Origin of the sequence: Microbispora sp. H10670, assembly GCF_014161385.1 — a bacterium.
Lineage (GTDB): Bacteria > Actinomycetota > Actinomycetes > Streptosporangiales > Streptosporangiaceae > Microbispora > Microbispora triticiradicis.
In genome coordinates, this window is the sequence record NZ_JABBWW010000007.1 from 25,518 (window position 1) to 38,134 (window position 12,617).

Genomic DNA, 12,617 nt, shown 5'->3' on the forward strand with positions numbered 1-12,617 from the left:
GTAGAGTGATCAGTCAGGCCGCCGGGATCAACGTCCACCGGGCCGTGTCGCGCGGCCCGGTGAACCACCCGCATCATGAACTGGAAGTTCCACAACCAGTCCGGATGTTCTGTGGAATTTCAACTCATCGGCTGTCGGAACCCGTGCGGGCCAGCGCGGCGCGGCCCGCCTCCAGCCGGGCCACCGGGACGCGGAACGGGGAGCAGGAGACGTAGTCGAGCCCGATCTCGTGGCAGAAGTGGACCGAGTCGGGGTCGCCGCCGTGCTCGCCGCAGATGCCGAGCTTCAGGCCGGGCCGGGCCCGCCTGCCCTCCTCGGCCGCGATCCGCATCAGCCGGCCGACGCCGTCCCGGTCGATCGACTCGAACGGCGAGACGCCGAAGACCCCGAGGTCGAGATATCTGCCGAAGAAGGCGCTCTCCACGTCGTCGCGCGAGAACCCCCAGGTCATCTGGGTGAGGTCGTTGGTGCCGAACGAGAAGAAGTCGGCGGCCCCGGCGATCTGCCCGGCCGTCAGCGCCGCCCGGGGCACCTCGATCATGGTGCCGATCGCCGCCTCCACGCCCGCCTCGGCGAGGATTCCCGTCGCCTCCTCCCGTACGATCTCCAGCTCCTGCACGGCGCCGACCAGCGGGATCATGATCTCCGCCCGCGCGCCCTCGACCTGCCGGGCCGCTGCGGCGATGGCCCGCACCTGCATGGCGAACAGTCCGGGGATCGCGAGGCCCAGCCGGACGCCGCGCAGGCCGAGCATCGGGTTCTGCTCGTGCAGGCGCCGGACCGCCACCAGCAGCCTGCGGTCGCGGTCGCCGGCCCGCTCGCCCGCCACGGCGACCCGGACGGCGAGGTCGGTGAGGTCGGGCAGGAACTCGTGCAGCGGCGGGTCGATCAGCCGGATCGTCACCGGAAGGCCGCGCATGGCCTCGAAGATGCCGGCGAAGTCGGCCGTCTGGAGCGGTTCGAGCGCGTCCAGCGCGACCTGCCGCTCCTTGTCGCCCGGCGCCAGGATCAGGTCCTCCACGAGCCGCCGCCGCTCCCCGAGGAACATGTGCTCCGTACGGCAGAGCCCTACGCCGAGCGCGCCGAAGCGGCGGGCGCGGGCGGCGTCCTCGGCGGTGTCGGCGTTGGCCCGCACCTCCAGCCGGCGTACGGCGTCGGCGTGGGTCATGACGCGGTCGACGGCCCGGACCAGTTCGTCCTCGACCCGCCCGCCCTCGAAGTAGCGGGCCACTGGCGAGGCGGTCACCGGCACCTCCCCGAGGTAGACGGCGCCGGTGCTCCCGTCGATCGAGATCAGGTCGCCCTCGTTCACGACGACCCCGCCGGGCGCGGTGAAACGGCGGGCGTGCGGGTCGACCTCCAGCTCCTCGGCCCCGCACACGCAGGTCTTGCCCATGCCGCGGGCGACCACGGCGGCGTGCGAGGTCTTGCCGCCCCGGGAGGTGAGCACGCCGTGCGCCGCGATCATCCCGGCCAGGTCGTCGGGGTTGGTCTCGCGCCGCACGAGGATGACCGCCTCGCCCCGCCCGGCCACCTCGACGGCCCGCTCGGAGCTGAAGACGGCCCGGCCCGCGGCGGCCCCGGGCGAGGCGTTCATTCCGGTGGTCAGCCGGTGACCGCCGCCCGTGGCGGCGAACCGGGGGAACATGAGGTGGGCGAGCTGGTCTCCGGTGACCCGGGTGACCGCCTCGTCCATGTCGATGAGGCCCTCGTCGACGAGCTGGGTGGCGATGCGGAAGGCGGCCTCGGCCGTGCGCTTGCCGACCCGCGTCTGCAGCATCCACAGCCTGCCGCGCTCGATCGTGAACTCGATGTCGCACAGGTCGCGGTAGTGCCGCTCCAGCGTCGCCATGATGCCGAGAAGCTCGTGGTACGCCTCCGGGTTGATCGTCTCCAGCTCCTGCAGGGGAACGGTGTTGCGGATGCCGGCGACGACGTCCTCGCCCTGGGCGTCGCGCAGGTAGTCGCCGTAGACCCCCCGGCGTCCCGAACCCGGGTCGCGGGTGAAGGCGACCCCGGTGCCCGAGTCGGGGCCCATGTTGCCGAACACCATGGCGACGACGTTGACGGCGGTGCCGAGGCCGGCGGGGATGCGCTCCTGACGGCGGTAGAGGACCGCGCGGGGCGCGTTCCACGATTCGAAGACCGCCCGTACGGCGAGGTCCATCTGCTCACGGGGGTCGGCGGGGAACTCCCGGCCGGCCCGGGCGCGGACGATCCCCTTGAAGGTCTCGACCAGCCGTTGCAGGTCGGCCGCCTCGAGTTCGGTGTCGTCCCGGTCGCCCTTGAGGTCGTCCATCGCGTCCTCGAACGACTCGCCGTCGATGCCCAGCACGGTCCTGCCGAACATCTGGATCAGCCGGCGGTAGGAGTCCCAGGCGAAGCGGTCGTTGCCCGACTGCTTGGCCAGCCCGAGGACCGAGTCGTCGTTCAGGCCGATGTTGAGGACCGTCTCCATCATGCCGGGCATCGAGAACCTGGCCCCCGACCTGACGCTGACGAGCAGGGGGTCGTCCGCCTGGCCGAGACGCTTGCCCATGCGCGCCTCCAGGGCGGCGAGGTACTCGCCGACCTCCTCCTCCAGCCCGCCGGGCATGTCGCCGTGCCGCAGGTAGTGGCGGCACGCCTCGGTGGTGATGGTGAAGCCGGGAGGCACGGGCAGGCCGATGTTGGTCATTTCCGCCAGATTGGCGCCCTTGCCGCCGAGCAGGTCCTTGAGGTCCTTGTTGCCCTCGGTGAATCCGTAAACATACTTCGGCATCCGACGCTCCCTTCCGAACTGCCGCAAAAGCCATCGAAGCGGCCTGCAACTGGACTGTACCGGGGAAAATCATCCTCAACCGTCACCCTCTGCCTCACATACCGTTTACCCAGGTAGACGAGTCCGCAGAGGTCTAATCCAATTGATTTTTACGGGACCGTGGCAATGGTTCATACCAATTCGCCGCCGGGTCGAGGCGGGCGGGTGTTCGAAAGCGCCGAAATGGTTTAGACCACGTGACCGGTAAGGCCGCGTACCGGTGAGTCGGCCGTACGGAGCCGCTCGGGTGCGATATAAACGAGCCACCCTCCGACCACAGCCAAGGGGAGGGTTTCCTGTGTCGCGAGCGGTGTCGCGAATGGTGCCGGCACGCGGGACGCCGGCGCGGCAGGCGTCGGCACCGAAGGCATCGGCGCGGGGGGTGCCGGCGCGGAGGCTCTGGCCGGTGACGGCCGCTGTGGCCGCCGGACTGGCCGCGCTGGTGGCGGCCACCGGGTGCGAGGGCGCGCGGGTCACCCCGGAGCAGAGCGTGTCGGGCGCGCCGGGCCTGGCCTGGAAGCCGTGCGAGGAGACGGCGTCGTCGTCCGGCTTCGAGTGCGCGACGCTCCGGGTGCCGCTCGACTACGCCGCGCCGTCCGGCAGGAAGATCGGCATCGCCCTGGTCCGGCTGCGCGCCACCGAGCCCGGCCGGCGGCTCGGCTCGCTCGTCTTCAACTTCGGCGGCCCAGGCGGTTCCGGCGTCACGACGCTCATGCAGGCGGCGCACGCGTTCTCCACCCTGGGCGGCCGTTACGACCTCGTCAGCTTCGACCCGCGCGGAGTCGAGCGCAGCAGCGGCATCCGGTGCCTCAGCGGCCCGCGGATGGACTACTTCCTCGCCCACGAGCCCAGTGGCGACGCCCGGTCGGAGAAGAGCCTCGTCGCCGAGTTCACCCAGGGGTGCGAACGCGAAGCGGGCTGGATCCTGCCGTACGTCGGCACGGTCAACGCGGCGCGCGACATGGAGGCGCTGCGGGCGGCGCTCGGCGACTCCCGCCTCAACTACCTCGGGTTCTCCTACGGCACCCACCTCGGCGCGGTCTACGCCACCCAGTTCCCCGGCAAGGTCGGCAGGATGGTGCTCGACTCGGCCGTCGACCCCTCGGTCACCCTGCTCGACATGTCCAAGACCCAGGCCCTCGGCTTCCAGAAGGCCTACGAGGACTACGTGGCCGACTGCGCCAGGACGCGGACGAGCTGCCCGCTCGGCGCCGACCCCGCCGCCGTGAAGGCCGACGTGCTGAAGCTGCTCGACTACCTGAACCGCAGGCCGCAGAAGCAGGGCAACCGCGAGATCACCCAGAACATCGCCAGGGCCGGCATCACGCAGGCCCTCTACAGCAGGCTCACCTGGCCGCTGCTCACCGAGGCGCTGAAGGAGGGCGGGAAGGGCGACTACAGCGGCCTGCTCACGCTCGCCGACCAGTACGCCGGGCGGCGGCCCGACGGCAGCTACTCGACCCTGCAGTTCTCGCTGCCCGCGATCCTGTGCGCCGACACCACCGACCGGCCGTCGGTCGAGGAGGCCGAGAAGCTGGCCCGGCGACTCCGAGCGCGGACGCCGGTCTTCGCGCCGACCGCGGCCAGCGCCGGGTCCTGCAGCGTGTGGCCGGTGCCGGGAGACGACGGCGCCCGGCGGGTCGACGCGAGCGGCTCGGGGCCCATCCTGGTGGTCGGCGTGACCAACGACCCGGCCACGCCGTTCCAGTGGGCGCCGCGGCTCGCCGGTCAGCTGCGCACCGGGGTGCTGCTGACCCTGGACGGCGAGGGCCACGGCGCGTACGGCCAGAGCGGCTGCATCGACGACCGCGTCAACGCCTACCTGCTGGAGGGGCGGGTGCCGGCGAAGAACACGCGCTGCACCTGATCCGCAGCGCCCCCACGATCCGCGCGGCCCGTCCCCGGCCCATCGGTGACGCGGAAGGCCCCGCCCGGGAGATCTCCCGGGCGGGGCCTTCGGTGCGCCGATCAGTCGTTCAGGTGCTGACGCAGGTAGGACTCGACCTGGTCGAGCGCGACCCGCTGCTGGGCCATCGTGTCGCGCTCGCGGATCGTCACGGCCTGGTCCTCCAGGGTGTCGAAGTCGACCGTGATCGCGAACGGCGTGCCGATCTCGTCCTGGCGGCGGTAGCGGCGGCCGATCGCGCCCGCGTCGTCGAAGTCCACGTTCCACCGGCGGCGCAGCCGCGCGGCCAGGTCGCGGGCCTTCGGCGACAGGTCGGCGTTGCGCGACAGCGGCAGCACCGCGACCTTGACCGGGGCCAGGCGGTGGTCGAGGCGCATCACGGTCCGCTCCTCCATCACGCCCTTGGCGTTGGGCGCCTCGTCGACCGTGTAGGCGTCGAGGAGGAAGGTCAGCGTCGCGCGGTCCACACCGGCCGCCGGCTCGATGACGTACGGCACGTAACGCTCGCCCGACTCCTGCTCGAAGAACGACAGGTCGGTCCCCGACGCCTTCCCGTGCGCGGTGAGGTCGAAGTCGGTGCGGTTGGCGATGCCCTCCAGCTCACCCCACTCGCCGCCGGCGAAGTTGAAGCGGTACTCGATGTCCACCGTCCGCTTGGAGTAGTGGGACAGCTTCTCCTTCGGGTGCTCGTAGAGCCGCAGGTTGTCCTTGTTGATGCCGAGGTCGACGTACCAGCGCAGGCGCTCGTCGATCCAGTACTGGTGCCACTCCTCGTCGGTGCCGGGCTTGACGAAGAACTCCATCTCCATCTGCTCGAACTCGCGGGTGCGGAAGATGAAGTTGCCCGGGGTGATCTCGTTGCGGAACGACTTGCCGACCTGCCCGATGCCGAACGGGATCTTCCGGCGGGCCGACTGCTGCACGTTCAGGTAGTTGATGAAGATGCCCTGGGCGGTCTCCGGCCGCAGGTACGCCAGGCCCGACTCGTCCTCGACCGGGCCGAGGAACGTCTTCAGCAGGCCGCTGAACTGCCTGGGCTGGGTGAAGGCGCCCTTGTTGCCGCAGTTGGGGCAGGTGATGTCGGCCAGGCCGCCCGCGGGCTCGCTGCCGTGCTTGGCCTCGTACGCCTCGAGCAGATGGTCGGCGCGGTACCGCTTGTGGCACGACTGGCACTCGGTGAGCGGGTCGGTGAACGTCTCGACGTGACCGCTGGCCTGCCAGACCTCGCGGGCGAGGATGACGCACGAGTCGAGGCCGACGACGTCGTCGCGGCCCTGCACCATGGCCTTCCACCACTCGCGCTTGACGTTGTTCTTGAGCTCGACACCCAGGGGTCCGTAGTCCCAGGACGCCCGCAGGCCTCCGTAGATCTCGCTCGACGGGAAGACGAGCCCGCGGCGCTTGGCGAGGCTGACGATCGTTTCCAGGACGTCGGTGCGACGTGCCATCAGTGGGACTCCATCCGGCTGGGTGTCGGCGTTGAGATCGGGTCGGTGCGGATCGAGATCAGGTTCAGATCGAGGTCGGCGGTGCGCCGGCGGCCCGCTCAAGCGGCCGGGCTCGGCCCGGCCGCCTGCCCGCGGCGGCGGCGACGTCCGGCCACCTGCCCGGATCCGTGCCCAAGCTTAGGGGAATCCGGCGGCCCCGCGCTCACGGCTTGCCCGTGGTCCCCGCGTTCACACCGGCGCCCGGAGGCGCGTAGACGTCCTCGAAGGCCCCCGGCTCGTTGATCATGAGGGTCATCAGCGGATACATCTCCATCCGCGCCGCCGACAGGGCGCGCCGGTAGTGGCCCGCCCCCTCCCACTCGCTGACCAGCGCCCACAGCGCGGGCTCGTCCACCGCCCTGCCGAGCCGTCCGCGGAGGTAGCCCGGCTGCGCGGCCAGCAGGTCCAGGATGGCGCGGGCCTGGGTGGCGAACTCCTCGGTGCGGGCGCCCGGCACCGAGTAGCGGATCACGGCGAGCATGCCGCCCAGCATGCCACCCTCTCCCGTACGGCCCGCCGCGAGGGGCGGGCGAAGGGGCGCGGGAGGCGCGGGCGGGGCTAGGCTCTCAGGCGTGGGAAGCGAAACGGAACCGCCGGCCCGCCAGGTCCCCGCGCACCCCCTGGCGCGCAGGCCCGCCGGGGAGACGCAGGCGCGGGGAGCACGGGCGGGAGGAGCCCAGGGGCGATCGCCGCGCCCGGTGCGTCCGCTGCCCGCCGGCGAGCACTTCTTCACGCCGGGCGCCACCGGGGCGCGCCGGACGGTCGAGACGAAGAGCGCCCCGCTGCTGGTCTTCCTGTTCCAGATGCCCCGGTGGCTTGCCCCGGTGGTCCTGGTGGCGCTGCTCATCGCCGGGCTGGTCGTGCCGGACTGGCGCGGCGGCGTGGCCGTGCTCCCGGTGCTGGCGTTCATCGCCTGGCTGGCCTACCTGTCGTGGCCGTCGCTGCGGCCGATGGGCCGGTTGCTCCGCGTGGCGGTCGGGACCTTCCTGATTCTCCTCGTCGCGACCCGCTTCGGGCTCTTCTGACGCGAGCCGTCCCCAGGTCCTCGCGGGTGCCGCCGGTTGGACGGCGCCGCTCGACCTGCCGGACACGACCTAGTCTGTACTTCGTAGGGCGCAGTGCGTAGGGCGCCGCCGTACCCGGGAGTCCTTGATGACCAAGAGCCGCGACGCCGTCCACGAGATCCTCCGCCAGAGCGGCGGGTTCCGCAGCGCGCAGGACGTGTTCGCCGAGATGCGCGCGGACGGCTCTAAGATCGGCCTCACGACCGTCTACCGGGCGCTCCAGTCGCTGTCCGACGCGGGCCGGGTCGACGTGCTGCGCACCGACGAGGGCGAGTCGGTCTACCGGGCCTGCCAGAGCGACACGCACCACCACCACCTCGTGTGCCGGCTGTGCGGGCGCACGGTCGAGGTGGCCGGGCCGGACGTGGAGCGGTGGGCCGAGGTCGTCGGGGCCGAGCACGGCTTCATCGACGTCACCCACACCGTCGAGGTCTTCGGCACCTGCTCCTCGTGCGCCGCGTCACGCGGCGCGGCCACCCCTTCGGCGACGCCCGCGAAGACGGTGGGAAAGGCCGCCGGGAAGGGCTGACCCCGCCCCGCGCGGGCCTCGCGGGGAGTACGCTTCCTGCGCCGCGCCAAGCCCGCCGCGACAGAAGGAGATGGCGTGCCGTTCAGCCATGACATGGTGTACTCGCTGGCGACGGTGGTGGACCTCGTCAACACCGGCGCCGGCGAGCGCGACGGGCTGGCCGAGGTCGCCGACCTGGCGGAGTTCGTCGGCAGGCGGGAGGTCAGCGGGGTGCGGACGCTGACCCGGCGGGACCTCGCCGAGGTGCGGGCCCTGCGCGAGGCGTTCCACGCCGTGTTCACCGCGCCCGACCAGACGACGGCGGTCAGGGTGCTCAACACGCTGCTGGGCCGCACCCGCATCACGCCCAGCCTGACCGAGCACGACGGCCACCCGCTCCACGTCCACTACTTCGCGCCGGACGCGTCGGTCGCCGAGCATCTGGCCGCCGACTGCGGCGTCGCGCTCGCCCACGTGCTCGTGGAGAACGAGCGGGAGCGTCTGCGCACGTGCGCCGCGCCCGACTGCTCACACGTCTTCGTGGACGAGTCGCGGAACCGGTCCCGGGTCTACTGCGACAGCCGCACCTGCGGCAACCGCATGCACGTGGCCGCCTACCGCGCACGCGCCCGCCGCCGCGACGCCTCCTGACATCTCCCGTCGCGGGTCCGGCTACCGCGCGGAGGCGGGGGCGGCCTCGTTCGGCAGCGCGCCGCCGTACCTGCGGTCGCGCTTGGCGTAGATCTCGCACGCCTGCCACAGGTCACGGCGGTCGAAGTCGGGCCAGAGCTGGTTGAGGAACACCATCTCGGCGTAGGCGGACTGCCAGAGCAGGAAGTTCGAGGTGCGCTGCTCGCCCGAGGACCGCAGGAACAGGTCGACGTCCGGGATCTCCGGCTCGTCGAGGTAGCGGGCGAAGACCTTCTCCGAGACCTTGTCGGGCTTGACCCGGCCGTCGGCGATGTCGCGGGCGAGCCGCACGGCCGCGTCCACGATCTCCGCGCGGCCGCCGTAGTTCACGCAGAACTGCAGGGTCAGCGTGCTGTTGCCGACCGTCCTGCGCTCGGCGTCCTCCAGCTCCTTGATCACACTTCGCCAGAGCCGGCCGGGCCGCCCGGCCCAGCGGACCCGTACGCCCATGGCGTCGAGCTCGTCGCGCCTGCGCCGGATGACGTCGCGGTTGAAGCCCATGAGGAAGCGCACCTCGTCGGGCGAGCGCTTCCAGTTCTCGGTCGAGAAGGCGTACGCGGACAGGTAGGGGATGCCGATCTCGATGGCGCCCTCGATGACGTCGAACAGCGACGCCTCGCCCATCTTGTGCCCTTCGGTCCTCGGCAGCCCGCGGGCCTTGGCCCAGCGGCCGTTGCCGTCCATGACGATCGCCACGTGACGCGGCAGCAGGGCGCGCGGGATGTCGGGTGGAGTGGCCCCGGACGGGTGTGGAGTGGGAGGACGAACCATGTAGCGAGCGTATTGCGTCCGGAGCGGTCCTCAGGTGCGGAAGACGTGCGGATCCGGTGCAGGTTCGGCATCTCCGGCGCCCGGCCACTCCCGCTCGACGTGGCGCAGCGAACGGATGCCGTGCTCCAGGTGCCACTGCAGGTAGGCCGCCACCAGGCCGCTGCACTCGGTGCGGTGCCGCGGCTCGGAGGAGTCCGCGGCGGCCCAGTCGCCCCGCAGCAGAGCGATCATCAGCGCGATCGTCTCGGCCGCGGGAACGGCCGCGCCGGGCGGGCGGCACGCGCCGCAGACCACCCCGCCCGCCACGATCGCGAAGGCGCGCGCCGCCTCGGCGCCGCACCGCGCGCACTCCGACAGCGCGGGGGCGTAGCCCGCCACCGCCAGCGAGCGCAGGAAGAACGCGTCGAGCACCAGCCGGGCCTCGTGGCCGCCCTGGGCGAGCGTGCGGAGGCCGCCGACCAGCAGCAGGAACTGGCGCAGCGCCGGCTCCTTCTCCCCCACGGTCAGCCGGTCGGCCGTCTCCAGCATCGCCGTGCCCGCCGTGTATCTCGGGTAGTCGGCGACGATCGCCTCGCCGTACGGGTGCAGGGTCTCGACCTGCGTGATCACGTCGAGCGACCTGCCGCCGTGAAGCTGCAGGTCCACGTGTGAGAACGGCTCCAGCCGCGCGCCGAACCGCGACATGGTCCTGCGTACGCCCTTGGCCACGCCCCGGACCTTGCCGGTGCGCCGGGTGAGGAGGGTGATGATGCGGTCGGCCTCGCCCAGCTTCTGGGTGCGCAGCACGACGCCCTCGTCGCGGTAGAGGCTCACTCCGTCATCGTAGGGTCCGCCCGGTGGCGGGCGCCCCCTCGGGCCCCATACGAGGCTTTTCACCCCACTCCAGCGCATGAATGGTGAAAATTCGGTAATGATCCGGCGACGATGGCGAGTGGCAAACCCGGACGAAGCTGTACATCTATCGGCCGTACGGTAAACCTGGGGTGCCACGTCCGAGCGGAAAGGTCACTAAGCTTTGGCCTCCGGCGGACTTCCCCGCGCCGGTCAAGCCCCAAGGGCCTGACTCCCCCGTTGCGTGAAAGGTTGCCATGACCCGCGTGGTCCTGCTGGGCGCGCCGCCCGGCCCGATCGCTTTCCCGCCGCCCGGCGGCCGGCCCGCCCTGCCCGCGGCCATCACGCTGACCTCGCTTCCCGGGGCGCCCTCCGCGTACGACAGGCTGCTCGCGCAGGCCGCCGCGCTGGACCCCGAGCCGACGACGATCGCCCGGCCCGGCGACGCGGCGGCCTACGCCCGGCCGTACGGCCGCGTGGCGGAGAGCCGGGACGTCGCCGGAGACCTGCGCGCGCTGGCCGACGTGGCCGAGGCCGCCGAGGACAACCTGCTGATCCTGCCGGCCGACTCGCTGGTGCACGACGAGCTGATCTACCAGATCACCAAGGCCAAGCGGGGCGCCCTCGCGCTGATCGTCCGCCCGGAGCGGGACGAGAACGCGCCGATCGAGGAAATGGTGCCGATCGAGGAGGCCGTGCCCGAGATCGGCTCGCAGTTCATCGAGGGACTGCCCCAGCGCACCCGCGCGGGCCGCGGCCGGATCATCTCGGTCGGCACCGCCTACCACGCGGTGACCCGGCCGAACGCGGCACTGCTCGGACCGCTCCACCTGCACCAGCGGCACCTGCCGACCCTCGCCGAGGCCGCCCGCGACCTCGCGGAGATGGCCCACCTGTTCGGCCCCGAGGACGACCTGACCGAGCTTCTCGTGCTCGGGCTGGTCCGGCGCGGCGTCTCGGTCGGCCGGCGGGGCCGCCGCGACCTGTTCTTCCGCCGCGTCCGGAGCCAGGCCGAGGCCGACGAGGCGCAGGCGGAGATGGCCGGCTACGACGAGGACCGGGCCCGGCTCGACAACGCGGTGAAGGGCGCCGACGGCTTCTTCACCACGTTCTTCGTCAGCACCTACTCGCGCTTCATCGCCCGCTGGGCGGCCCGCCGGGGGCTCACCCCCAACCAGGTGACGCTGATCTCGATCGCCCTCGGCCTGCTGTCGGCCGGCGCGTTCGCCACCGGCACCCGCTGGGGGGCGATCGCCGGAGGGGTGCTCATCTACTTCGCGTTCGTCTTCGACTGCGTCGACGGGCAGGTCGCGCGGTACGCCCGCAAGTTCGGCGTGCTCGGCGCCTGGCTGGACGCCACGTTCGACCGGTTCAAGGAGTACGCCGTCTTCGTCGGCCTGGCGGTCGGTGCGACGGTGTCCGGGCAGTTCGGCGACGGCGAGGGCGTCTGGACGCTGGCGCTGGTCGCGCTGGCCCTCCAGTCGGTCAAGCACCTGCTCGACTTCTCGTTCGGCGCGGCCAACCGGCGCAAGGCGCCGGTGCCGCTGCCCACGCTGGACCTCACGGTCGCCGACGACCGCCCGCTGCGGGAGGCGCTGGAGGAGCGCAGGGCGAGCCGGAGCACCGGAGTGCGCGGTCTGCTGCGGCTCTGGACGAAGGCCGGGAAGTTCCGCCCGGTCCACTGGGCCCGCAAGATGATCGTGTTCCCCATCGGCGAGCGCTTCGCCGCCATCGCGATCACCGCCGCGTTCTTCGACCCCCGGGTCACGTTCCTCACGCTGATCATCTGGGGCGGCGTCGCGGCCACCTACACCCTCACCGGACGTCTCCTGAGGTCACTCGCATGATCACCCAGCCGCAGGCCATCACCCCGCTCCCCGACCCGGACGAGGAGCGCCGCCGCGTCCAGACCGCGCGCCTGCTCGCCTACCGCGACGACGGCCCGCTCGCGACCGCGCTGAAGGGCACCCTGGGCCGGCTGCTGCCGCCGGTGCCCGCGACGGCGGTGGCGCTGCTCGCGATCGTGGCGGCGGCCGTCGCCGGGATCCTCACCGACGGCCCGGTCCTGCTCCTCCCGGTGGCCGTGCTGCTCGTGCTGGTGCTGCCGACCGCCGGCCGCGACCACCTGGGCCGCTTCGACTGGCTCACTCCCCCGCTGCTGCGGGCCGCCGAGTTCCTGACGATCATCCTGCTCGGGCTGGCCGAGAGCACGCCCAAGTGGCTGCTGTTCGTGCTCATCTACGTGATCGGCTACCACACGTACGACACGGTCTACCGCACCCGGCAGGGCATCTGGCCCCCGGCGTGGCTCTACCGGGCGGGGCTCGGCTGGGAGGTCCGCCTGCTGATCCTGGGGGCGGGCGCTGCGGCCGGGTGGCTGACCCCCGTCGCCGCCGTCCTCACGGCGTACCTGCTCGTGCTGTTCTCGGTCGAGAGCATCATCAGCTGGGTGCGCCTGGACAAGGCGTCCGCGCAGGCCCAGGCCGACCAGGACCTGGAGCAGTCGCCCGAGGACGCCGCCGAGCAGGCCACCGGCGACGCCGACCAGGGCTGAAGCAGG

The 12,617-nt window shown here is 72.1% G+C and carries 11 protein-coding genes; 6 read left to right on the top strand and 5 right to left on the bottom strand.

All coding sequences use genetic code 11. The annotated features are described in order from the left end of the window. Positions 1-124: 124 nt before the first annotated feature. Positions 125-2,761, bottom strand: coding sequence for a pyruvate, phosphate dikinase (gene ppdK / locus HHX33_RS12310; RefSeq protein ID WP_182874704.1), 2,637 nt, complete (start codon positions 2,759-2,761; stop codon positions 125-127). A gap of 445 nt (positions 2,762-3,206) precedes the next feature. Here ppdK and HHX33_RS12315 point away from each other — a divergent pair, with 445 nt between their 5' ends. Beyond that, a complete protein-coding gene (locus tag HHX33_RS12315; protein ID WP_310741337.1) occupies positions 3,207-4,667 on the top strand; it encodes an alpha/beta hydrolase in 1,461 nt (486 codons plus the stop codon). A gap of 101 nt (positions 4,668-4,768) precedes the next feature. Here the strand turns inward: HHX33_RS12315 and HHX33_RS12320 are convergent, their stop codons facing one another. Then, positions 4,769-6,154, bottom strand: coding sequence for a glycine--tRNA ligase (locus HHX33_RS12320; protein ID WP_182874706.1), 1,386 nt, complete (start codon positions 6,152-6,154; stop codon positions 4,769-4,771). Between the two features lie 202 nt (positions 6,155-6,356). Beyond that, on the bottom strand, positions 6,357-6,674 hold the full coding sequence (locus HHX33_RS12325) for an antibiotic biosynthesis monooxygenase family protein (protein WP_182874707.1): 318 nt from the start codon (positions 6,672-6,674) through the stop codon (positions 6,357-6,359). Between the two features lie 91 nt (positions 6,675-6,765). Here HHX33_RS12325 and HHX33_RS12330 point away from each other — a divergent pair, with 91 nt between their 5' ends. From HHX33_RS12330 to HHX33_RS12340, 3 genes are all read left to right on the top strand, one after another. Further along, positions 6,766-7,218 carry a DUF6703 family protein gene (locus tag HHX33_RS12330; RefSeq protein WP_310741338.1) on the top strand — a complete coding sequence of 151 codons (453 nt, stop codon included), beginning with the start codon at positions 6,766-6,768 and terminating at the stop codon, positions 7,216-7,218. A gap of 127 nt (positions 7,219-7,345) precedes the next feature. Beyond that, positions 7,346-7,786, top strand: a complete 441-nt coding sequence (locus HHX33_RS12335; protein WP_111700825.1) for a Fur family transcriptional regulator — start codon at positions 7,346-7,348, stop codon at positions 7,784-7,786. Between the two features lie 75 nt (positions 7,787-7,861). Further along, positions 7,862-8,416, top strand: a complete 555-nt coding sequence (locus HHX33_RS12340) for a CGNR zinc finger domain-containing protein (protein ID WP_225312076.1) — start codon at positions 7,862-7,864, stop codon at positions 8,414-8,416. A gap of 21 nt (positions 8,417-8,437) precedes the next feature. Here HHX33_RS12340 and HHX33_RS12345 read toward each other — a convergent pair whose 3' ends face one another. Both HHX33_RS12345 and recO read right to left on the bottom strand, forming a co-directional pair. Further along, positions 8,438-9,226: an isoprenyl transferase gene (locus HHX33_RS12345; protein WP_182874708.1), complete on the bottom strand. Its 789-nt coding sequence runs from the start codon at positions 9,224-9,226 to the stop codon at positions 8,438-8,440. Between the two features lie 30 nt (positions 9,227-9,256). Continuing rightward, positions 9,257-10,039, bottom strand: a complete 783-nt coding sequence (recO, locus tag HHX33_RS12350) for a DNA repair protein RecO (protein WP_111700823.1) — start codon at positions 10,037-10,039, stop codon at positions 9,257-9,259. A 275-nt stretch (positions 10,040-10,314) separates the two neighbouring features. Here recO and HHX33_RS12355 point away from each other — a divergent pair, with 275 nt between their 5' ends. Together HHX33_RS12355 and HHX33_RS12360 are read left to right on the top strand one after the other, a co-directional pair. Further along, positions 10,315-11,904, top strand: coding sequence for a CDP-alcohol phosphatidyltransferase family protein (locus HHX33_RS12355; RefSeq protein WP_182874709.1), 1,590 nt, complete (start codon positions 10,315-10,317; stop codon positions 11,902-11,904). Further along, entirely contained in the window at positions 11,901-12,611 is a 711-nt protein-coding gene (locus HHX33_RS12360) for a DUF5941 domain-containing protein (protein WP_182874710.1), read from the top strand. The genes HHX33_RS12355 and HHX33_RS12360 overlap by 4 nt, the downstream gene beginning before the upstream one ends. The last annotated feature ends 6 nt before the right edge of the window (positions 12,612-12,617 follow it).